Annotated in this window: 21 protein-coding genes and 1 pseudogene; 17 read left to right on the top strand and 5 right to left on the bottom strand. The window is 60.9% G+C overall.

What is annotated here, in order from left to right:
* Positions 1-15 precede the first annotated feature (15 nt).
* The 5 genes from NKG99_RS29940 (at position 16) to NKG99_RS29960 (ending at position 4,633) form a co-directional block, all read left to right on the top strand.
* Entirely contained in the window at positions 16-1,374 is a 1,359-nt protein-coding gene (locus tag NKG99_RS29940; RefSeq protein ID WP_352872772.1) for a multicopper oxidase family protein, read from the top strand.
* Positions 1,375-1,417: 43 nt separating this feature from the next.
* A complete protein-coding gene (locus NKG99_RS29945) occupies positions 1,418-1,906 on the top strand; it encodes a cupredoxin domain-containing protein (protein ID WP_352872774.1) in 489 nt (162 codons plus the stop codon).
* Positions 1,907-1,927: 21 nt separating this feature from the next.
* Positions 1,928-2,212: a copper-binding protein gene (locus tag NKG99_RS29950; protein ID WP_352872775.1), complete on the top strand. Its 285-nt coding sequence runs from the start codon at positions 1,928-1,930 to the stop codon at positions 2,210-2,212.
* Positions 2,213-2,610: 398 nt separating this feature from the next.
* Complete coding sequence (locus tag NKG99_RS29955; RefSeq protein ID WP_352872776.1) at positions 2,611-3,288, top strand: response regulator; 678 nt, start codon at positions 2,611-2,613, stop codon at positions 3,286-3,288.
* Positions 3,289-3,379: 91 nt separating this feature from the next.
* A complete protein-coding gene (locus NKG99_RS29960) occupies positions 3,380-4,633 on the top strand; it encodes a sensor histidine kinase (protein ID WP_352872777.1) in 1,254 nt (417 codons plus the stop codon).
* A gap of 606 nt (positions 4,634-5,239) precedes the next feature.
* Here the strand turns inward: NKG99_RS29960 and NKG99_RS29965 are convergent.
* On the bottom strand, positions 5,240-5,527 hold the full coding sequence (locus NKG99_RS29965; RefSeq protein WP_352872778.1) for a hypothetical protein: 288 nt from the start codon (positions 5,525-5,527) through the stop codon (positions 5,240-5,242).
* Positions 5,528-6,182: 655 nt separating this feature from the next.
* On the opposite strand from NKG99_RS29965, the pseudogene NKG99_RS29970 reads away from it, so the two are divergent.
* Positions 6,183-6,314: pseudogene (locus NKG99_RS29970) on the top strand (copper-binding protein); the annotation flags it as partial.
* A 30-nt stretch (positions 6,315-6,344) separates the two neighbouring features.
* On the opposite strand, the gene NKG99_RS29975 reads toward NKG99_RS29970, so the two are convergent.
* Positions 6,345-6,713: a hypothetical protein gene (locus NKG99_RS29975; protein WP_352872779.1), complete on the bottom strand. Its 369-nt coding sequence runs from the start codon at positions 6,711-6,713 to the stop codon at positions 6,345-6,347.
* 595 nt (positions 6,714-7,308) lie between these two features.
* Positions 7,309-8,202: a LysR family transcriptional regulator gene (locus tag NKG99_RS29980; protein ID WP_352872780.1), complete on the bottom strand. Its 894-nt coding sequence runs from the start codon at positions 8,200-8,202 to the stop codon at positions 7,309-7,311.
* Between the two features lie 109 nt (positions 8,203-8,311).
* On the opposite strand from NKG99_RS29980, the gene NKG99_RS29985 reads away from it, so the two are divergent.
* The 5 genes from NKG99_RS29985 to NKG99_RS30005 all read left to right on the top strand — a co-directional run bounded on the left by NKG99_RS29985 (position 8,312) and on the right by NKG99_RS30005 (position 14,440).
* Positions 8,312-9,475 carry an NADH-dependent flavin oxidoreductase gene (locus NKG99_RS29985; RefSeq protein WP_352872781.1) on the top strand — a complete coding sequence of 388 codons (1,164 nt, stop codon included), beginning with the start codon at positions 8,312-8,314 and terminating at the stop codon, positions 9,473-9,475.
* A 33-nt stretch (positions 9,476-9,508) separates the two neighbouring features.
* Entirely contained in the window at positions 9,509-10,342 is an 834-nt protein-coding gene (locus NKG99_RS29990) for an SDR family oxidoreductase (protein WP_352872782.1), read from the top strand.
* Between the two features lie 239 nt (positions 10,343-10,581).
* Entirely contained in the window at positions 10,582-11,073 is a 492-nt protein-coding gene (locus NKG99_RS29995) for a (2Fe-2S)-binding protein (protein WP_352872783.1), read from the top strand.
* Positions 11,070-12,062: an FAD binding domain-containing protein gene (locus NKG99_RS30000; RefSeq protein WP_352872793.1), complete on the top strand. Its 993-nt coding sequence runs from the start codon at positions 11,070-11,072 to the stop codon at positions 12,060-12,062. The genes NKG99_RS29995 and NKG99_RS30000 overlap by 4 nt, the downstream gene beginning before the upstream one ends.
* The gene (locus NKG99_RS30005; protein ID WP_352872785.1) at positions 12,059-14,440 is read left to right on the top strand and encodes a xanthine dehydrogenase family protein molybdopterin-binding subunit; all 2,382 of its coding nucleotides are present in this window, start codon (positions 12,059-12,061) and stop codon (positions 14,438-14,440) included. The genes NKG99_RS30000 and NKG99_RS30005 overlap by 4 nt, the downstream gene beginning before the upstream one ends.
* Positions 14,441-14,504: 64 nt before the next feature.
* Here NKG99_RS30005 and NKG99_RS30010 read toward each other — a convergent pair whose 3' ends face one another.
* Positions 14,505-15,398 (bottom strand): LysR family transcriptional regulator, encoded by an 894-nt coding sequence (locus NKG99_RS30010; RefSeq protein WP_352872786.1) that lies wholly within the window; start codon positions 15,396-15,398, stop codon positions 14,505-14,507.
* 149 nt (positions 15,399-15,547) lie between these two features.
* Here NKG99_RS30010 and NKG99_RS30015 point away from each other — a divergent pair, with 149 nt between their 5' ends.
* Genes NKG99_RS30015 through NKG99_RS30040 form a run of 6 tightly spaced genes read left to right on the top strand, consistent with a single transcriptional unit; the run spans position 15,548 to position 20,379 of the window.
* Positions 15,548-16,738, top strand: coding sequence for an MFS transporter (locus NKG99_RS30015; protein WP_352872787.1), 1,191 nt, complete (start codon positions 15,548-15,550; stop codon positions 16,736-16,738).
* A complete protein-coding gene (locus NKG99_RS30020) occupies positions 16,735-17,205 on the top strand; it encodes a cyclophilin-like fold protein (RefSeq protein ID WP_352872788.1) in 471 nt (156 codons plus the stop codon). The genes NKG99_RS30015 and NKG99_RS30020 overlap by 4 nt, the downstream gene beginning before the upstream one ends.
* Before the next feature lie 19 nt (positions 17,206-17,224).
* Positions 17,225-17,620 (top strand): (R)-mandelonitrile lyase, encoded by a 396-nt coding sequence (locus tag NKG99_RS30025; RefSeq protein WP_352872789.1) that lies wholly within the window; start codon positions 17,225-17,227, stop codon positions 17,618-17,620.
* Between the two features lie 25 nt (positions 17,621-17,645).
* Entirely contained in the window at positions 17,646-18,662 is a 1,017-nt protein-coding gene (locus NKG99_RS30030) for a zinc-dependent alcohol dehydrogenase family protein (RefSeq protein WP_352872790.1), read from the top strand.
* A 57-nt stretch (positions 18,663-18,719) separates the two neighbouring features.
* A complete protein-coding gene (locus tag NKG99_RS30035; RefSeq protein ID WP_352872791.1) occupies positions 18,720-19,154 on the top strand; it encodes a lipocalin-like domain-containing protein in 435 nt (144 codons plus the stop codon).
* 40 nt (positions 19,155-19,194) lie between these two features.
* Complete coding sequence (locus NKG99_RS30040; protein ID WP_352872792.1) at positions 19,195-20,379, top strand: arabinose transporter; 1,185 nt, start codon at positions 19,195-19,197, stop codon at positions 20,377-20,379.
* 101 nt (positions 20,380-20,480) lie between these two features.
* Here the strand turns inward: NKG99_RS30040 and NKG99_RS30045 are convergent.
* Positions 20,481-20,667, bottom strand: a 187-nt coding sequence (locus NKG99_RS30045; RefSeq protein ID WP_352872794.1) for a hypothetical protein, incomplete at its 5' end; no start/stop codon positions are given.

Below are 20,667 nucleotides of genomic sequence, written 5' to 3' on the forward strand. Positions count from 1 at the left end.
ACTCAGGAGAAGAAAATGCTTTCAAGACGTCAGTTACTCGGCGCCGGAGCCCTGCTCGCCGGTGCCACGGCATGGACCAAGACCTCGGCGATGGGCTTGCCGGAGGCAGCTGTCATGGAATCGCCGGACATGCAGCCACCGATATTTCCGACGAGCGGCCCGGACTACCAGCCGGTTGTGACGCTCAACGGTTGGACGCTGCCCCACCGCATGAACAATGGCGTGAAGGAATTCCACCTTGTCGCCGAGGCGGTCGAGCGGGAACTGGCGCCCGGAATGACCGCCTATCTCTGGGGCTACAACGGTCAGTCCCCCGGGCCGACCATCGAGGCGGTCGAAGGCGACCGCGTCCGCATCTTTGTGACGAACAAGCTGCCGGAGCATACCACCGTGCACTGGCACGGCATGATCCTGCCCAGTGGCATGGATGGCGTGACCGGTCTTACCCAGCCGGGAATCCCGCCCGGCAAGACCTTCGTCTACGAGTTCGACCTCGTGAAGAGCGGCACCTTCATGTACCACCCGCACGCCGATGAAATGGTGCAGATGGCGATGGGCATGATGGGCTTCTTCGTCATCCATCCGAAGGACCCGAAGTTCATGCGGGTGGACCGTGACTTCGTGTTCCTGCTGAACGCCTACGACATCGAGCCCGGATCTTACGTTCCGAAAATCATGACTATGACCGATTTCAACCTGTGGTGTTGGAACAGTCGCCTATTCCCCGGCATCAGCCACCTTGTCGTGTCCAAGAACGACAAAGTGCGGGTCCGTGTCGGCAACCTGACCATGACCAATCATCCGATCCACATGCATGGCTACGATTTCGAGGTGACCTGCACCGACGGGGGTTGGACACGCCCAGAGGCTCGCTGGCCGGAAGTATCGATCGACATTCCTGTGGGCGCCATGCGGGCCTACGAGTTCGAAGCTAAATATGAGGGCGACTGGGCCATCCACTGCCACAAATCGCACCACACGATGAACGCCATGGGACACGATGTGCCAACGTTCATCGGCGTCGACAAGACAAGGGTTACCGAGAAGATCCGAAAAATTCAGCCCGACTACATGCCGATGGGCAATCGCGGGATGGCCGACATGGGCGAAATGGAAATGCCGCTGCCCGACAACACCATCAAGATGATGGATGGCTGGGGGCAATTCGGTCCCATCGAGATGGGCTCCATGTTCTCGGTCGTGAAGGTTCGCGAGGGGCTCGCCTCGGACGACTACGCCGATCCTGGCTGGTACCAGCACCCGGCGGGAACCGTGGCCTACGAGTGGAAGGGTGATGTCCCCGCTCCCACGAAATCAGGCGACGCAAAAACGATGGCCCCGGCAGCGCACGGCGGTCACGGCAAACAGGGATGACAGACCGAAACCCCTCAACCTCAACAATGAGAGAAAGTACAGCATGAAACATATCATCGCAGCGGCCGTTTTGACGGCGCTCAGTTCCGGAGCGGCTCATGCCAGTGGAACCCACGCCGGAGGCCATGGCGACAAAGCCGCCACCATGCCGATCGGCAATCCAGGCGAGGCCGGCAAGGCAAAGCGGACTATCAACATCTCGATGTCTGAGAAGGACGACGGAAAAATGTTGTTCCAGCCGGCCGTCCTTAGGGTGAAGAAGGGCGAGACCGTTCGCCTGAAATTCGTCAACAAGGGCCAAGTCGACCACGAGTTCGTCATGGACGTCCATGAGGGGATCAGGGAGCACAAGGCGCTGATGGAGAAGTTCCCCGACATGGAGCACGCCGATCCCAATGCGATCCGGCTGGCGCCCGGCGCCAGAGGCGAAATCATCTGGACGTTCGCCAATGCTGGCGACTTCGGTTTCGGCTGCTTGGTCCCGGGTCACTACGATTCCGGCATGAAGGGCGACATCAACGTCGCCAACTGACCCAATGCAAAGGAGGCAATCATGACACTATTGGTAAAGACACTCTCGACACTCGCGCTCGTTCTCGGCATCGGCGGGAGCGCGCTTGCGCAGGAATACGTGAAGGGCGAAGTCATCAAGGTCGACGCCAAACAGCAGAAGCTGACGATCAAGCATGGGCCGCTGACCAATCTCGACATGCCCGCGATGACGATGGTGTTCGTCGTCGCGGAGCAGGGCCTGCTCGGTAAGGTCAAAACGGGTCAGGCGATCGAGTTCACAGCCGACCGCGTCAACGGACGTATCACGGTCACCGGCATCAAGTGATCCGGGACCAGCGCCGCGGGTTGAAAACCAATCCGCGGCCCACTGGCTGCTCTCAGAAGCGATCACGGCGTGATCGCTTGAGGTGATGAGCGCCGCGGATCCGCCTTATGCTCGACTTGCGGCACAATGAAGGGATACGCCAAAATGACGATACAATCGTGAAAGTTGCAAGGCGCCTTCGCTTGCGAACCGTGTTGTCGATTCAGTCTATGGATGTTGAGACATCAAAACCCAGTACCCTGGCTGATTGAAAAGCTGCGTCACCGACTAATGGCACCGAGCGAAAACCCCGCCGGGCAAGGCCTCACTGAGACATCGCTTCGTCCGCATCGCTGACAGAAGCAAACTGGAAAGGTCATCAACGCTTGGCGCGCCAAGCCAGATGAGAGATTGCTATTATGAAAATTCTCCTAGTCGAAGACGACGAACAAATCAGCCGTTACATCGAAAATGGATTGAGCTCTTCCGGCCATGTGGTCGATGCCCTGACAGACGGGCGCGATGCTTTGCTTGTCGGACTACGCGATCCCTATGACGTCGCAATTGTGGATCGGGTGCTGCCAGGCCTCGATGGCTTGTCGCTTGTGCGAGGTCTTCGAGGCGCCGGCGGAAAGGTGCCAGTGATCTTCCTGACGGCGGTGGGCGGTGTTGACGATCGAGTTGAAGGCTTGGAGGCAGGTGCGGACGATTACTTGATCAAGCCCTTTGCATTCTCCGAGCTTCTGGCTCGGGTCAATGCTCTGCAAAGGCGTCCTCCGATCACCGCCGAAAAGGCAAAGCTGAAGGTAGCTGACCTGGAACTAGATCTCATCAGCCGCCTCGCCACCCGCGGCGGAACGACGATCGAATTGCTTCCTCGGGAATTCGCGCTGCTTGAACTCCTGATGCGTAACGAGGGCCGTATACTGACGAAGACCATGCTCCTTGAGCGGATCTGGAACTTCAACTTCGACCCGCAAAGCACCGTGGTGGAAACCCATATCAGCCGACTGCGGGCGAAGATCGACAAACCATTCGATGTTCCGCTCCTGCGTAATACACGCAACACCGGCTACACCATTCATGGCCAACGCTAGTATCGCTAGAAGTGCGTCAATCCGACTTGCCGCGTTCTACATCTCCCTGTTTCTGCTCTCGTTCCTGGGAGCCAATTTCGTCGCTTACAACATGGTCGCCGCCTACCTTTACGAGCGGCTGGATTCCAATGTGATGGAACGGTTCCGGGAGATTTCTTCCGCCTATGAGGCGAATGGTGTCGACGGCGCTGCCGTGATGATCCGAAGCCATGGTCCGGCAATCAGGGGACAGGAGACGCTTTACGCACTGAAGGATCCCGACGGCGACTTCTTGGCTGGCAACATTGATATTTCCGCCGTGCCGCCGGGATTTTCCACGCGCGCACCGACAAGCCACGAGGCGGCGCCCAATAACTACAGGCTCTACCGGAAGAACCTAGACGGCTACGACCTGACCGTCGGCGTAAGCTATGACGACACCAATCGCCTGCGCAGCATCGCGCTTGTCAGCTTCGGCTGGGGAACGGCGATCGTGCTTGCTGGAGGTCTCGGTACGGGCGCAGTTTTGGCGTTCCGCACGCGACGGCGTATCGCTAGACTCTCGGATGCGATGCAGTCCGTTGGCGCCGGCGATCTCGCTACCCGCTTGCCGGTCTCCTTGCGCAGCGATGACATCGACGTGCTGGCGACTGAGGTCAATGTCGCGCTGGCACAGCTACAGGCTAGTGTCGCGGCGATGACGCAGGTAACGACCGACATCGCGCACGATCTCAAGACGCCGGTCGGCCGGCTGTTTCTAACGCTTGAGGCCGCTTCCGAAAGCAAAGACCAAACGGCCACGAGGTCCCTCATCGAAAAAGCGATGAGCGAAGTCTCGCATATAGCCGGCACGTTCGAGGGCTTGCTGCGCATATCGCAGATCGAGTCCGGCGCACGCCGTTCGCGATTTGCGAAGGTGAACCTTTCGGAACTGGTCGCCGAAATCTACGATATCTATAGTCACATCGTGGAGGACGCCGAGCGCTCGCTGGTTCTGTCCAATGACAGCCGAAACACGGTCTCATTCATATGGGGCGATGCCGATCTGCTGAAGCAGATGTGCGTGAACCTTGTCGTCAATGCAATGCGCCACACACAACGAGGGTCTCGGATCGCGATCGGTGTCACGACGCAGGCGAACCGCTGCGCAATCGTCGTCAGCGACAACGGGCCGGGCATCGCGGCGACGGAGCGGCAGAAGGTGTTCAAACGCTTCTATCGCCTGGAAAAAAGCCGGACAACCGAAGGGACAGGGCTCGGCCTCAGCCTGGTCAAGGCGATATCGGACATTCATGGCGCGACAATTTCCCTGAAGGACAATAGGCCTGGCTTAATCGTGGAAACAGAGTTCCCGCGTAAACTATAATTTGAGGTCAGTCACGCGTAGACGGATGGTTCATATCGCTTGAGACGAAATTACAAATATTCAATAGCGCTGTCGACCAGACCAGAGTTCGCTAACCCGCCACGATGGCGTGGTTTAGCCGGCGCTCTTGGTCGCCCCGTTGTCCGGCATGGGCCGGTGAATGGGCTGCCGACGGCACTGGCTTTTTCTATATTTCTGGGTACGGACCGGCCTGCGCATCAGCAGTTATGTCCGATACGATATCGCCGGCGAAAACCTCAGCTCCGACGTCGTTGGCCGTTCTTAGACGGATGCATGCTCACAGACCGAGCTCGGCACGTTGCGCGCCTATACTCAAATCAAACACTACTCGTCGCGCGGTGGCGCTGCGACCACTTCACGACCTATGACAGTATGGCGGGTGAGAGCGGCACCGTGACGCGTTGATTGCGCCACCACCCGTCTTCGAATAGTCCTCACCTACGAGTAGGTTTCCTTGGTGCGGTGTGCTGTGCTGTATAGGTTTCGTTGGCGAAGCAGCCGAAGTGCAAACCAGCCGGCAGAGCTGCCGGCCGGTTTGCCCTGCACGGCTCCGTGGGAAGATGGGAAGCTGCGGTGTCGGTCCTGCTAGCGGCCCGCCCAGCCGGCGCGCTGGCGAGGGCTCCCGCCCTGCCACGATGAGGAGGGGCTCACAGCTTCGACTCGGTTATAGGGGGAATCGGTTTTCTCGATATCGCCATTGTCGAGCACTTGGGAAGATATGTCGGAGTTGGATGCCGATTTCGGGGTTTCGCCCGTCGATCTATGGCCGTGCAGGACCTCGCCGATGCGGGGGCTTGTCGAGTTCGTGCCGCTGTTGGCGACACCGGTCATTGCCGCTAAGACAATCAATGCATATCCGATGGTGTGCTTCATGGTTCAGTCCTTTTGTCAAAAGTGAGCGTTCGAACACCCAGCAACAACAGGCTACCGGGTCGAATTCACGGGCACCTTCCCTCGGATTTACATTTTTGTGATTCTCATGCGTGGCCGCGGCTGAAGCCGAATCGGGAAAATCAGCTGTGAAATGTCACGCGTTGAACGGCAGTCGCCGTTTTCTTATGTCGATGCATGCGTCCAATGCGGCTTCAAGGGGAAGAGCGCGCGTTCAGCCAGATCTCATGAAAAAAGGGAATCCACTGTCGCGCCTGCTTGGGTTCTGAGAGATTGCCGCACCCGGGTGCGGCAGTCCTCCGCTATTCCATTTTTGATTCAGGAGGTCTGCAGCGAGGTATAACGACCACTCGCAAGTGGCCACCAGCCATACACAAGCACGCCGATCCCAAGATCCGGCTGGCGCCTGGTGTCAGAGGCGAGATTATCTGGACATCCGCCAACGCCGGCGAATTCGGTTTCCTCTGCCTTGGTCCCGGGTCACTACGATTCTGGCATGAAGGGCAGCATCGCCGTCGCCAACTGACTACCAATCATGACACTATAGAGAAAGACACTCTCGACGCTCGTGCTCGTGTTCTCCAAGCAGAATAGCAAGCAGACGATCAAACGTGGCCGCTGACTAAATCTCGACACGCCGGCGATGACGATGATGTTCGTCGTCGCGGAGGAGGGCATGCTCGATATCGATAAGTTCAAAACGGGTCAGGCGATCGAGTTCCCAGCCGACCGCGTCAATGGACGCATCACGGTCGCCGGTATCAAGTGACCCGGTCGAGCAATGCTATGGGCACGGAAGTCAGGATGAAGGTGCCGGGCAGAAAATCATCCAGAGATTTTCTTTCCAATCGTCATGTGCGGAGCGGCTCAGGGGCATCTCTATGGGATATTTTCGCGCACCTACGCTCACATATGCCGGAAAGTTACAGCGAACTCGTGCACGATGCCTGCCGGTATCTTCGTACCTGATGGCGCCGTTCGCGTCCGTCTCGACCAGGCCAATAGCGACGTCAAAGTCATAGTCCCCATATAGCGAGACACTGTTGTTCAACACGCTGAGCTGGACCGACGTGGCATCTGGAAAACTGGCTGTGTAAAAGATTAGTTGCTCCGCCGCCGTCGAGGGCGTAGCCACCAAGACGGCGGCAAATAATGCAATGGCGCGCATCTTCCCTCTTTCGGGATCCGAGCTGAGACTATCACCTCTCGCGTCAATGTTCGAATCGAATCTCCATGTCGGCATGGGCGGAGACATTCAGAGGGCTGAATAGTCCTCGTAGCGTGCAGCGTTCGAGGCGGCCGGCAAGCTCATGATGCGGATGCTAAGCGCAATGTCTTTTCTGCGGCAATTAGACTTCGTAAAGAACGTGGCCACGAAGGGGATCAAAGCATGAGTGGAACCGTTGGCGATCCTGGCTTGTGCGCGATTTCACAAGAAGGTCAAACACCCGGGACACTAGCTATCGCGCGGTCAGGCGGTCGCAAAGCTGACCTCACGGCCGACATGCGGTGCCGTTCGGCAGCCTTGAGGCGGGAAGCGGAATGACGGCTTTAGGCTCTGAATCCTGGAATCGGACATTCACCGCGACGCAGTCCGTCAGGGTAAGTTGAGACTTTTCCAGGGCGAGTTGCCAGGGCGCGCACCTATTCTGCCTGAGCGGGAACCCGATTGTCGACGTCCCGCGGGGTTGTGCATATGAGGGAAGGATAACTCATACGATGCCAAGGTAGAGCGGCATGTTTGAATGCGGTTCTGCCACCTGTCACGCCATGAGACGGAGTGCCTCGACAAGTAGAGCGAAGGCTGCGGTGTGTTGGCGTCGGCTGGGGTAATAGAGGTGATAGCCTGAGAAGGGTTGGCACCAGTCTTCTAGTACCCGGATAAGGCGTCCGTCTGCGATGAACGGAGCAACCTGGCTTTCAAACGTGTATGCTAAACCGAGCCCGTCAAGGGCCGCAGCTTCGAGCATTTCACCGTCATTGATGACGAGCGGGCCATTCATCCTGACTTCAAGTTCCTCCCCGTCTTTCTCGAACTCCCAGGCAAAGAGCCCGCCGCCGGTCTTCTGACGGTAGCTGATGCCTCTGTGTTCCCCAAGTTCGCGCGGTGTCCTTGGAACCGTTCGGTTTGCAAAATACGACGGTGATCCGACCACCGCCATGCGCAGGTCCGGGCCGATCCTAATTGCCACCATGTCTTTCTGGACCTGCTCACCGATCCGGATACCAGCGTCGAATCTGCTTGCAACGATGTCAACCAGACCCTCGTCCAGGCTCAATTCCACTTCGATATCCGGATACTCCAGAAGGAGTCTGGCGATGACCGGCCACAGTACTGACTTGGCAGCATACCGGAATGTCGTCAGGCGAATGAGGCCAGTGGGCTTGTCGCGCAGGGCGGTGACGGCGGCGATCTCGCTTTCGATGTGATCGAAGGCCGGTCGCAGGCTTCGCAGCAAGCGCTCGCCAGCTTCCGTCACGGACAGGCTGCGTGTGGTGCGTGAGATCAGCCGGACTCCCAGGCGCTGTTCCAGCGTCCTGACAGCGTAACTGAGCGCCGACTGCGATAGACCGAGCTTTGCTGCGGCGCGTGTGAAGCTGCCTGCCTCTGCTACGGCGATGAAGACTGCCAGCTCGCTGAAATCTCCGCGCCTCATTTATCAATCCCATTTCTAACTTCATGCAGATTATAGCGGCTAATCATATCGAGTCCTATTCGCTATTTCACCCTCAGAGACAACGAAACGCGCGTCGAAGGGAAACGCTGTGGACACCTCACGACAGATATTCCAGTCGTTCCAATTTCCGAACGGGTTAAGCGTCGACAACAGGATTGTCATGGCGCCGATGACCACCTGGTCGGCCAACGACGACGGAACGGTCTCTGACGCGGAGATCACCTACTACCGACGTCGGGCAACTGGCGTCGGACTTGTGCTCACAGGCTGCACCCATGTCTTGCCCGACGGCATCGGCTTTGCGGGCGAATTCGCCTCCTACGACGACCGTTTCACCCCAAGCCTCTCCCGGTTGGCGTCAGCGGCCAAAAGCGGCGGGGCCAAGGCCGTCCTGCAAATCTTCCACGCCGGGAACAAGGCCGTGCCGGCGCTTATACCCGGCGGCGACGTCGTCAGCGCCAGTGCGCTCGAAGTCCAGCCCGGCCCCTTCAATCCGGGCGGTGTGAAGACACGTGCACTGACGAATGACGAAATCCTCGCGATCATTACCGCTTTTGGCGAGGCGACACGACGGGCCATTGAGGCAGGCTTCGATGGCATCGAACTGCATGGTGCTCACGGATTTCTGATCCAGAACTTCTTCTCGCCTCTCTACAATCAGCGTGGCGACGAATGGGGCGGCACGCTCGAAAATCGGATGCGTTTCCCAATTGCCGTGGTGCGTGAGGTAAAGCGAGTGGTCGCGGCACACGCGAACCGCCCCTTCCTCGTGGGCTACCGGGTGTCACCCGAGGAACCCGAGTCAGGTGGCTTGCGTATCGCTGACACGTACGAGCTGATTGAATGTCTTATCGATGAAGGTGTGGACTACCTCCACGCATCGCTGACGAGCGTTCTCGAGGCAAAGCCTATTGGGGCGCCCGAGGGCGACACCATCGCTGGCCTGATCACGCGCCGAGCCAGCGGGCGGGTCTCGGTCGTTGCCGCGGGCCAGGTCAGGACGCCTTTTCAGGCCGAACTCGCCCTGCACAGAGGCCTCACGCTCGTCGCGGTTGGGCAGGGACTGGTGATGAACCCGGAGTGGGTCGAGCTAGCAAAGAGCGGCCGCGAGCATTTGATCGAGACCGAAATCCGGCCGTCGAGCGTTCCAGGTATCGATATTCCAGCGAAACTATGGGGTGTGATTCAGTCCGCCACCGGGTGGTTCAAGATCACCGCTGAGACGGACGTCCCAAAAGCCAACGCTGCGTAAACTGAAAAGATACTGGCTAGGAAGGATACGGCTATGAATAGAGTATGGATGATTACCGGCGCTGGGCGAGGCATGGGCCTCGACTTTGCCAAGGCGGTGTTGGCCATCGGCGATAAGGTCGTTGCGACCGGTCGTAACCCCGATCGGGTCGCCAAGGCGATCGGGCGGTCGGACAATCTTTTGGTCGTCACGTTGGACGTGACCAAGCCGGCCGACGCCGACGCTGCGGTGAAGGCAACCCTGGACCGCTTTGGTCGCCTCGACGTGCTCGTCAACAATGCCGCGGGCTTCTATGCGGGTTATTTCGAGGACCTGACTCCGGCCCATATCGAACTTCAACTCGCCTCCACCCTGACTGGTGCCATGAATGTCACCCGTGCAGTCCTGCCGGTGATGCGCGCGCAGGGTTCTGGCAAGGTCATCGCAATCTCATCGACGGCAGGCCTGGTCGGCTTCGAGTTCTGTTCTGCGTACGCCGCGGCAAAATTCGGCGTGGATGGCTGGATCGAGTCGCTGCAAGCCGAGGTGGCGCCGTTCGGCATTGAAACGATGATCGTGAACCCCGGGTTTTTCCGCACAGAGCTGCTGACGGACGAATCCACTCAATATGCTCCGTCTTCCGTTAGCGATTACAGCGAACGTCGCGCCCAGCAGATAACTGGCTGGAAAGCCGCGAACGGTCAGCAAGTCGGCGACCCGGCCAAACTCGCGCAGGCGTTGATCACTCTGGTCGACAAGCCGGAGCTGCCCCGTCGGTTCATCGCTGGCGCCGATGCGCTTGGCATGGTCAGGCAGAAACTCGCTCTGCTGCAGCAACAGGTCGATGCCCATGAGGAGCTATCCAGCTCACTGGCCTTCGACAGCTGAACGTCGCATCCGGCACTGCCGTTGTCGCAGGCCAATTTATGAGTGCCATTGATAGGCTCATGCGAATTTTGAGGGCTAATTCGAATGTCGCGTCCGTGCTCTCCTGAGGGTTGACCCTTAGGCAACCAACGACAGGCCTTCGGAATAGACGTTTCCTTTCCGACTGATGCCGCAGGCTTCGTCGGTCCGGTCGACTTCGTGAGAAGTCCCAATCCCCGCCCGCCACTCGAGGAGACGACATGTCAGAGCCCCGACAGCTAGCCTTGGACATCAACAGCCGCCGCCACCAGTTCAATCTTGATGTACGCGTGACCCTGCTGGACGCACTACGCGAGCATGCCAACCTGCCCGGCACGAAAAAAGGTTGCGATCATGGACAGTGCGGCGCCTGCACCGTCCACATCGACGGTGAGCGGGTATTGAGCTGTCTGACCCTAGCGGCCCAGGTCGAAGGGCGTCAGGTCACGACGATCGAGGGCCTCCAGGCTGCCGACGGGGTGATGCACGCAGTCCAGACCGCGTTTATCGAACACGATGCATTCCAGTGCGGCTATTGCACTCCGGGTCAAATCATGTCCGCCGCTGCCTGCATTCGTGAGGGCCACGCCGGTACGGACGAGGACATCCGCGAATACATGAGCGGCAATGTCTGCCGGTGCGGCGCTTACCCGCATATCGTCGCCGCGGTGCGCGATGCCGCGAGCCGCCTCAAGAAGGAGGCAGCACTATGAGAACTTTCGAGTATTTCCGCGCCGACGATGCCGCGACGGCGGCGGCAGAGGCTGCCAGGCCAGAGACAAGATTTCTCGCCGGGGGCACCACGCTTCTTGACCTCATGAAGCTGAATGTCGAGCGCCCCGCCCGCGTGGTGGACATCACGCGCCTTTCCGGGCTCGACACAATCGAGGTATCCGCGGATGTCATTCGCATCGGTGCGCTCGCCAAGATGAGCAAGGTCGCCGACCACGCCGATATCAAGCAGGCTGCGCCGGCGCTTTCCGAAAGCCTATGGCGCGCTGCCTCGGCACAGCTGCGCAACATGGCGTCCATCGGTGGAAACTTGATGCAGCGAACCCGTTGCACGTACTTCCGGGACCCGGGCGCTTACTCGAACTGCAACAAGCGCAATCCCGGTTCCGGATGCGCCGCCCTTGACGGCGTCAACCGCAACCACGCGGTGCTCGGCACGAGCGACGCTTGCATAGCGATCTACCCCGGAGATTTTGCGGTTTCCCTGGTGGCATTCGACGCCACGGTCATCGTCCGGGGAGCTTCCGAACGCAAAATTCCCGTCGACGAATTCTTCCTGCTCCCGGGCGATACCCCCCATCTCGAGCATGAGCTGTCGCCCGGCGAGATGATAGTCGGGATCGAGATCCCGCGTTCGGCAGCCCTGGAACGCTCGCATTATCTCAAGGTCCGCGATCGTGCGTCGTACGAGTTCGCCGCGGCCAGCGCCGCTGTCGGGATCGAATTGGAAGCCGATGGCAAGACAATTCGCGACGTACGCATTGCGGTCGGCGGCCTCGCCACCAAACCTTGGCGCCTGCGCGCCGTCGAAAATTTGCTCAAGGGAAAGACGCTCGACGAGGCGACGCTTCGTAGCGCCGCGGCAGCCGCCGGCGACGGCGCGAAGTCGAGCGGACACAACGCATTCAAGATCGAGCTGGCACCGAAGGTCGTGGCACGCGCCCTGATGACGGTAGGAGATATCGCATGACACATGGTAACGCGTTCGGACTCAACCGCCGCACCGTCGTGAAGCTCGGCGTCGGCATAGCTGCTGCTGCCGGCGCCGCTGTCGATCTCTCGCCAAAAGCCTTTGCGGCTGAGACCGCCCCTGCCAAGGCGCCGGTTCTCGGTGCCCGACTTTCCCGCGCCGAAGGCCCGTTGAAAGTCACCGGGCAGGCCCGCTATGCGATCGAGCAGAAGCTGGAGAACCTGGCCTACGGCGTTACTGTCCAATCGACGCGGCCGGCAGGGCGTATCGTCAACATCGATACGTCGGCCGCCAAGGCTCTACCGGGTGTCCTGGACGTTTATACCGCGCAAAACTCGCTGAAGATTAACAAGCCGACGGTCTACAGCAAGGGCGGCGGAGCCACCGAGGAATTTACCCCAATTCAGGACGATGTCGTCCGTTTCAACGGCATGCATATCGCGCTCGTGGTCGCTGAAACCTTTGAACAGGCAACAGAAGCGGCAAGCCTTCTCAAGGTCGAATATGAGGACGGTGACCCTATCCTTGACATCAACGATCCCAAGGCAAAAGCCCAGCTCATCGATCCCATGGGGGCTGCCTGGGGGGATGCGGCGACAGCCCTGGGCAATGCGGAGGTCAAGGTTGACGTGACGTACATGACGTCACGGGAATACAATGTGCCGATGGAACCGCATGCCTGCATCGCATCCTGGGAGAACGGGAAAATCACCGTCTGGGAGCCCAGCCAGTGGGTTGGCGGGGCACGAAGCGTCGTGTCGGAATGGCTCGGCATCGATATCGAGAACGTGCGGGTGATCTCGCCTTACGTCGGCGGTGGGTTCGGATCCAAAATCGGGGCGCATCCGCATGTGGGGTTGGCTTGTGCTGCATCGCGCCACCTCGGTAGGCCTGTGAAGGTTTCTCTCAATAGACCGCAGACCTTCACCGGCCTTGGCGGCCGACCGGCAACTCGTCAGACCCTGTCGATCGGCGCCTCGAAGGACGGAAAGATAAACTCGATCGTCCATGAGAGCTGGAACGAGACGGCGATCGACGAAGTCCATGTCGAGGCTTGCAACAATGTGACGAAAATCATGTATGCGACGCCGAACTTCTCGTCACGTCTCTACGTCGTGCCGGTCAATACGGTCCAGCCTGGCTGGAAACGGGGCCCCGGCGAAAACCCCAGTGCCTATGCTCTGGAAAGTGCGATCGACGAGCTGGCCTACGCGCTCAACATGGATCCGATCACGCTGCGCCTTGCCAACTGGGCGGAGATCGATCCCAGCAACGGGATGAAGTGGAGCACTCGACAGTTACGCGAAGCCTATGCCGTCGGCGCGGAAGCCTTCGGCTGGTGGAACCGGAACCCGGCCCCTCGCTCGATGCGCGAAGGCCGCGAGTTGATCGGTTATGGAATGGCCGCTGGGTCATACCCCATGATCCGTACCGCGAGCGAAGCCAAGATCGTACTCCATGCCAGTGGACAGATCGAAGTCCTCAGCGCAGGCACCGACATGGGAACGGGAACCTATACCATTCTCGCCCAGACCGCGGCCGACGCTCTGGGTGTTCCCGTCGAGACCGTCGCGGTGCGGCTGGGCGATACCATCCTCCCCAGATCGGCGCTCGCTGGCGGCTCCCAGCAGGCCAACAACCTGACGGGAGCGGTGGACAAGGCGGCCAGGAATGCACGGGATGCCTTGCTGGCGCTTGCCGCATCCGATCCGAAGTCGCCGATGGCAGCGGCGAAGGCGACCGATCTGACTTTCGAAACCGGATCGGTGCGGCCGACCCGCCGACCGAACGGCGGCATCAGCATTGCGGACCTGTTAAAGGCAGTGGGGAAAGACAAACTGGAAATCGAGGGTAACACCTTTGCTCCAGGCGCCACCGAAGAGATGAAGAATCGGGCCGACCGCAGTTTCGCCCAGTTGAAGGGCGCCGTGGAAGGAGGCGTCTCGGCCCATAGCTGGTGTGCGCATTTCGTGGAAGTTCGCATCGATGAGGATTTTGGCACGATCCGTGTCAAGCGCATGGTCTCGGCATTCGACAGCGGCAGGATCTTCAATCCGAAGCTTGCCGAAAGCCAGTGGATCAGCGGTATGGTGATGGGTCTCGGGCAAGCTCTCCTGGAAGAGGGTTACGTCGACCAGCGGGACGGACGCACCATCAACGCGAATTTTGCCGACTATGCCGTCCCGGTCAACGCCGATGTGCCCGACATCCAAGTGATTTCGGTTGGTATTCCGGACATGCAGGCAACTGCTCTGGGGGGCAAAGGAGTCGGCGAGATCGGTGTCGTAGGGGTCGCCCCAGCGATCGGGAATGCCGTCTTCCACGCGACCGGCAAACGCATTCGAAGCCTTCCAATCACGCTGGAAAAGCTCGCTTGATGCGCCTCTGGTGACCCTTGCTGCGCGAATAGGCGAGCATTCAAAGAGTACGCTTCTAAAGGGGTCAGATACGATGGCGGAGCGCCTCCACGATCACCGCCATCGCAGGCGAGAGCTGTCGCCTGCTCGGGTAGTAGAGGTGATAGCCCGCAAATGGCGGACTCCAGTCGTCAAGCACGAGCCTAAGGCATCCCTTGGCGATGTGGTGGCTGACGAGGTTTTCCGGGACATAGGCGATCCCGAAACCGCTTATCGCAGCCTCGATCATGGGAATGGACGAATTGAAGGTGAGTTGGCCTTCCACCCGCACACGAAGGTCGCGGCCATCCCTGGCGAATTCCCAGACATATAATCCGCCGAACGTTGCCTGCCGCATATTAATGCAGTCATGATCGACCAGATCCTGGGGTGTGGTCGGAACCGGATGGCGGGAAAAGTACTCCGGCGAAGCCACGGCCACGAGCCTCCAATCCGGCCCGATCCGCACTGCAATCATATCCCTGTCGATGCTCTCACCAAGCCGCACGCCGGCATCGAAGCGCTCCTCCACAATGTTCTTCAAGCCGTTGTCGCTGTAGAGCTCGACGCGCACGTCAGGATAGTCGCTGAGCACGGGCTGCAGCTTCGGCCAGACGGTCGTCTGGAGCGCATGGTCGGACAGCGTGATGCGGACCGTTCCGGAGGGCTTGTCGCGAAAGGCCACCAGGCTTGCAAGGTCGGCTTCGATTTCCTCGAAGCGGGGAACAAGAGATTGGAAAAGCCGCTCGCCGGCCTCGGTCGGAGCGACGCTCCGCGTCGTACGTGTCAGCAGGCGGACGCCAAGACGAGCTTCAAGCTCCTTGATTGTCGAGCTCAGGGTCGACTGCGAGGTACCGAGCTTGGCCGCCGCCTTGGTGAAGCTGCGCTCCCGCGCGACCGCCACGAACCAGAGCAGATCCTTCATGCCATCGCGCTGCATAGGGCCTCCCGTCTGGCATTTATATCACAAGCAGATAAGTCCATGCGAATTACTCAGTCTAATGGAATGGGTTCCTCTGCAATACCTTCCGGCATGGCGACGGGGATGGGCGGCTGATCCGCCCCAGTCGCCTTGCAAGGATGCCAATCATGGAAACGACTTACGACACAAGGCTTGTCGAAGACCGCGCCGCATGGGGCGCGGTCTTGTCGATGGCGCTGTGTGTTTTCGTGCTCATCGCGTCTGAATTCATGCCGGTCAGCCTGCTGTCGCCGCTCGCGGCCGATCTTGGCATCACCGAGGGCCGCGCGGGCCAGGCGATCTCGATTTCGGGCGTTTTCGCCGTCGTGACCAGCCTGCTGGTCGCCGGCCTCACGCGCCACATCGACCGCCGACTGGTCGTGACCGGCTTCACCCTCCTCCTCATCGTGTCCGGTTTGGCTGTCACCTTCGCGCCGAACTACGCGTTCCTCATGGTCGGCCGGGCGCTGCTCGGCATCGCGATCGGCGGGTTCTGGTCGATGTCGACCGCGATCGTCATGCGCCTCGTGCCGCAAGACATGGTTCAGAAGGGTCTCGCCATGCTGAACGCTGGCAATGCCATTGCGGCCACCATCGCCGCGCCGCTGGGCAGTTTTCTTGGCGCCTATGTCGGCTGGCGCGGCGCTTTTTTCCTCGTCGTGCCGTTTGGGCTTCTGGCGCTGGCCTGGCAGTGGACAAGCCTGCCGGCGCTGCCCCCGCGCCGGAGGAAGCGTGCTGGCAATCCGCTGGCGCTGCTCGGTCGTCTTCCTGTCGCCACCGGCATGGCGTCGATCATGATGCTGTTCATGGGCCAGTTTGCGCTCTTTACCTATCTGCGGCCCTTTCTCGAGCGCGTCACTCAGCTCGACATCGCTGCCCTCTCAGCGGTCCTGCTGGCGATGGGGCTGGCGGGGGTGCTCGGCACATGGTGCGTCGGCCTGCTTTTGCGCACGCGCCTGTTCAGCATCCTCATCGTCATCCCGTTGGTCATGGCTGCGCTGGCCGCTGCGCTCATCGCTCTCGGTGCACTCCCCGGTCCCACAACACTATTGCTGGTTGCCTGGGGCTTCTTCGGCACGGCCGCGCCCGTCGGTTGGGGTACGTGGCTCAGCCGAACGTTGCCGGACGACGCGGAGGCCGGCGGCGGGTTGCAGGTAGCCGTCATCCAGCTCGCCATCACCGGCGGTGCCGCCATCGGCGGCACGCTCTTCGATACGGTCGGCTGGTGGGGAGCGTTCACTTTAGGCGCGGTGCTGCTCTGCGGATCGGCGCTCGCCGCCCTGGCCGCATCGCATATGGCCCGAAGGTCTTTGCCATGACCATCGGGCGTGCGCCGCTCAGCCGCCGGACGCTGCTCGGCGTCGCGCTCGCGCTGGCGGCCCTCCCTCGCGCAGCCGCCAGCCAGGAAGGCCAATCTCCCGTCAGCCAGGAGCCCACCGACATGAAGATCAGGATGGTTTTCAACGGCCGCACCATGACCGCCACGCTCTACGACAATCCGTCGGCGCGCGACTTCTTCTCCATGCTGCCGCTCGATCTCGAGATCGAGGACTACGCGCATAACGAGAAGATCGCCTATCTGCCGCGCAAGCTGACTGAAGAGGGAAGCGGTCCGTTCGCCAACGAGCAGCCCTATGACCTGTGCTATTTCATGCCTTGGGGCAACCTGGCCATGTTCCACGCCGACTATCGCCACCCCGGGCTGATCAGGCTTGGCCGCTTCGACGAGGGCGAGCAGGCCCTGCACATTCGCGGCAAATTCCCGCTTCGCGTCGAACGCATTTGAGGTCGCAAAGGAGATCACCATGGACATTCTTCGCGCCGGCACCAGGCCTTCCGGCAAGGGACCACCTGACTGGTTCACCGGAACGGTGCGGATCGATCCGCTCTTCAATCCCTTCGACGCCGGGCGGGTTCAAGGCGCACAGGTGACCTTCGAGCCCGGCGCCCGCACCGCCTGGCACACGCATCCGCTCGGCCAAACGCTGATCGTCGTCTCAGGCTTAGGCCGCGTGCAGCGCGAGGGTGGCCCGGTCGAGGAAATCCGTCCGGGCGACGTCGTTTGGTTCGCGCCCGGCGAAAAGCACTGGCACGGCGCGTCGCCTCAGACCGCCATGACCCACATTGCCCTTCAGGAGGTCAAGGACGGCAAGGTCGTGGACTGGCTGGAACAGGTCAGCGACGCCGACTACGGCGCCTGATCTTCTCCAATCGAAAGGAACCAACATGCTTGCAACCGTTCTTCACAAACCGGGCGACATCCGCTGTGAGGAAATCGCCGATCCGAAAATCATGCGGCCAACGGACGCCATCATCAAGCTGTCGGCAAGCTGCATCTGCGGCTCGGACCTATGGCCCTATCGCGGATTGCAGCCGGTCGACGGCCCGATGCATATGGGCCACGAATATTGTGGCATCGTCATCGAGATCGGCGCAGAGGTGCGCACGGTCCGTCCCGGCCAGTTCGTCGTCGGCTCGTTCTGCCTCTCCGACAATACCTGCCCGCATTGCCGCTTCGGCTTCCAGTCGTCCTGCGTGCAGCGCGAGTTCATGTCGGGCGCGCAGGCGCCTTACGCCCGCGTGCCCTTGGCGGATGGCACACTGGTCGCCACCGCCGAGTTGCCGCCGGCCGAACTCATCCCTGACCTGCTGGCTGTGTCCGATGTGCTCGGCACCGGCTGGTATGCGGCCGACGCGGCCGAGGTCCGAGAAGGATCGAAGGTGGTGGTGGTCGGCGACGGTGCGGTCGGCCTGATGGGCGTGCTTGCGGCCAAGGAGATGGGCGCCGAGCGCATCATCGCCATGAGCCGGCACGCCAGCCGACAAAAACTCGCCCGTGAGTTCGGCGCGACCGACATCGTCGCTGAGCGCGGCGTGGAAGGCGTCGCGCGCATCAAGGAACTCACCAAGGGCGTTGGCGCAGACTCGGTGCTGGAATGCGTCGGCACGGGAGAATCCTTCGACCAGGCGCTGGCCTGCTCCCGCCCCGGCGGCACCATCGGCTATGTCGGCGTACCGCACGGCGTGAACTTCGACGGCCAAAAACTGTTCTTCGGCCAGAAGCGCATGCTCGGCGGCCCCGCGCCGGTGCGCCGCTTCCTGCCCGACCTTATGGACCGTGTGCTCAACGGCAGGATCAAGCCGGGCAAGGTCTTCGACCTCAAGCTGCCGTTGGCCGAGGTCGCTGAAGGCTACCGCGCCATGGACGAGCGGCGCGCCATCAAGGTCATGCTTTCGGTGTGAGCGAAGATTGGGCGGACGGCCTGTTCGCGCCCACAAATCAGAAAAGGAACAACGCATATGACGATGAGATTGAAGATAGCCGCCCTGGCGCTTGCGCTTTCGGTCGCCACGCCGGCTCTCTCCCAAGAGTCCCCGATCATCGGCGCATGGCGCATGGGGTCGCTCGAGGCCGGCGCCGATGGAAATCTCAAGCCCGTACCGTATTCCGGTCAGGTCATTTTCACCGAGGCCGGCATTCTCTCGGTGCAGGCCCAGAACCCCGACGCCAAGGCGCCAGACACGCCTTACACAAAGAATGGCTACGAAGCCTATGACGGGCCGGTCGCCATCAACGACCAGGACAAGACCTTCGTCATCACGGTCGAGTCCTCCCTGGTCCGCAACCTTGTCGGGAAGAGCATGAAGCGCAAATTCGAAGTCTCGGACAACAAATTGGTCCTCACGCCGGACAATCCGGCCGAGGGCTGGCGCGTGACCTACGAACGTTACTGATCGGAACAGCTGGCTGTCAAAGTGTTATCGGTGGCCACAAATGGCGCGGACTTCAGACCGAAATGGCGCGATGGCGGAACTGGTGCCAATCATGGCGGCTGTCTTCGCCGGCTTCCTGCTGATCGGCGTGGCACTACCCGTCCTGCCGCTGCATCTTCACCAGCAGCTCGGCTTCGGCCCCTTCGCAGTCGGGTTGGTGACCGGCAGCCAGTTCGTCGCCTCGATGCTGTCGCGCATTGGAGCTGGAAATTATGCCGATGGGCGCGGCGGCAAGCGGGCCGTCATCGTCGGCCTCATTGCCGCTGCCCTGGCGGGGTTCATTTACCTAGGCTCGCTGGCATTGCTCGACCGGCCGGTGGCGTCCGCATCGGCGCTCTTCGCCGGCCGGGCGGTACTGGGCGCGTCTGAGAGCTTCATCATCACCGGCGGTGTCGCCTGGGGCCTCTCCCTCGCGGGCGGACAGAACTCCGGAAAGGTCATAGCCTGGGTGGGCACGGCGATGTTCGCGGCGCTCGCGCTAGGCGCGCCGGTCGGATCTGCGCTTTATGCGGCGAGCGGTTTCACCGCGATTGCAGTCGCGACGATCGTCCTGCCGCTTGCGACGCTGCTTGCCATCCTGCCGATGCGTGGCACCAGCGTCGCCGCAAGCGCCGCGCGACAGTCATGGATGAGCGTGGCGCAAGCGATCTGGCTTCCCGGCGTCGGAGCTGCTTTCAGCAGCCTTGGCTATGGCGCGATCCTGTCCTTTGGCGCGCTGCTCTTTGCCGAACGCGGCTGGCAGCCGGTCTGGCTTCCCTTCACCGCTTATGCCGCGTCGCTGATCGCGGCAAGGCTGTGCTTCGGCCACCTGCCTGACAGGTTAGGGGGCGCGCGCGTCGCCGTGATCTTCGTGGCGGTCGAGGCGGCAGGGCTGATGCTGATCTGGCTTGCGCCCGGGCCCGTTCTCGCCGCCATCGGAGCGAGCCTGACTGGCCTCGGCTATTCGCTGGTCTATCCCGGTTTCGGTGCCGAGGCCGTAAGCCATCTTCCGCCACGCAGCCGCGGCCTGGCCATGGGACTCTACACCGTCTTCCTCGACGTGGCGCTCGGATTCGGCAGTCCGGCGCTCGGCTTGGTCGCCGCGTCGGCCGGGCTGCAATTCGTCTTCTTCGCCGTCGCGACGGCGACGCTTCCGGCGTTGGGCATCGCTCTGCTGCTGGGTCGCCGTAACGCTAGAGCCGGATAGTCTGGGCTCGAGATGTCGCCCAGGTGGTGGTTCAGGACAGACTCCGACGAAAACTTTTCTGTTGTTGCAAAGGTATGCCGTCTTTTGAGATCCTCCGTTACCTAGAAGAAGGTCCCGAGCACCTTCCAGATTTGCTCGACAACCGGAATGCCGGCGGTTTGAACCGCCCCGGGTTGATCGGAGGCTCCAACTCCTGGGAAGGTGGAGCCATGACAAGCAAGACGACCAACAAGTTCTCTCCCGAGGTCCGAGCCCGTGCGGTGCGGCTGGTTCTGGATCACGAAGGCG

Origin of the sequence: Mesorhizobium sp. M1409 (genome assembly GCF_040317535.1) — a bacterium.
Lineage (GTDB): Bacteria > Pseudomonadota > Alphaproteobacteria > Rhizobiales > Rhizobiaceae > Mesorhizobium.

Coding starts and splice junctions, on each gene's coding strand:
- NKG99_RS29940 (WP_352872772.1), top strand. CDS start 16: ATGCTTTCAAGACGTCAGTTACTCGGCGCCGGAGCCCTGCTCGCCGGT.
- NKG99_RS29945 (WP_352872774.1), top strand. CDS start 1,418: ATGAAACATATCATCGCAGCGGCCGTTTTGACGGCGCTCAGTTCCGGA.
- NKG99_RS29950 (WP_352872775.1), top strand. CDS start 1,928: ATGACACTATTGGTAAAGACACTCTCGACACTCGCGCTCGTTCTCGGC.
- NKG99_RS29955 (WP_352872776.1), top strand. CDS start 2,611: ATGAAAATTCTCCTAGTCGAAGACGACGAACAAATCAGCCGTTACATC.
- NKG99_RS29960 (WP_352872777.1), top strand. CDS start 3,380: ATGGTCGCCGCCTACCTTTACGAGCGGCTGGATTCCAATGTGATGGAA.
- NKG99_RS29965 (WP_352872778.1), bottom strand. CDS start 5,527: ATGAAGCACACCATCGGATATGCATTGATTGTCTTAGCGGCAATGACC.
- NKG99_RS29975 (WP_352872779.1), bottom strand. CDS start 6,713: ATGCGCGCCATTGCATTATTTGCCGCCGTCTTGGTGGCTACGCCCTCG.
- NKG99_RS29980 (WP_352872780.1), bottom strand. CDS start 8,202: ATGAGGCGCGGAGATTTCAGCGAGCTGGCAGTCTTCATCGCCGTAGCA.
- NKG99_RS29990 (WP_352872782.1), top strand. CDS start 9,509: ATGAATAGAGTATGGATGATTACCGGCGCTGGGCGAGGCATGGGCCTC.
- NKG99_RS29995 (WP_352872783.1), top strand. CDS start 10,582: ATGTCAGAGCCCCGACAGCTAGCCTTGGACATCAACAGCCGCCGCCAC.
- NKG99_RS30000 (WP_352872793.1), top strand. CDS start 11,070: ATGAGAACTTTCGAGTATTTCCGCGCCGACGATGCCGCGACGGCGGCG.
- NKG99_RS30005 (WP_352872785.1), top strand. CDS start 12,059: ATGACACATGGTAACGCGTTCGGACTCAACCGCCGCACCGTCGTGAAG.
- NKG99_RS30010 (WP_352872786.1), bottom strand. CDS start 15,398: ATGCAGCGCGATGGCATGAAGGATCTGCTCTGGTTCGTGGCGGTCGCG.
- NKG99_RS30015 (WP_352872787.1), top strand. CDS start 15,548: ATGGAAACGACTTACGACACAAGGCTTGTCGAAGACCGCGCCGCATGG.
- NKG99_RS30020 (WP_352872788.1), top strand. CDS start 16,735: ATGACCATCGGGCGTGCGCCGCTCAGCCGCCGGACGCTGCTCGGCGTC.
- NKG99_RS30025 (WP_352872789.1), top strand. CDS start 17,225: ATGGACATTCTTCGCGCCGGCACCAGGCCTTCCGGCAAGGGACCACCT.
- NKG99_RS30030 (WP_352872790.1), top strand. CDS start 17,646: ATGCTTGCAACCGTTCTTCACAAACCGGGCGACATCCGCTGTGAGGAA.
- NKG99_RS30035 (WP_352872791.1), top strand. CDS start 18,720: ATGACGATGAGATTGAAGATAGCCGCCCTGGCGCTTGCGCTTTCGGTC.
- NKG99_RS30040 (WP_352872792.1), top strand. CDS start 19,195: ATGGCGCGGACTTCAGACCGAAATGGCGCGATGGCGGAACTGGTGCCA.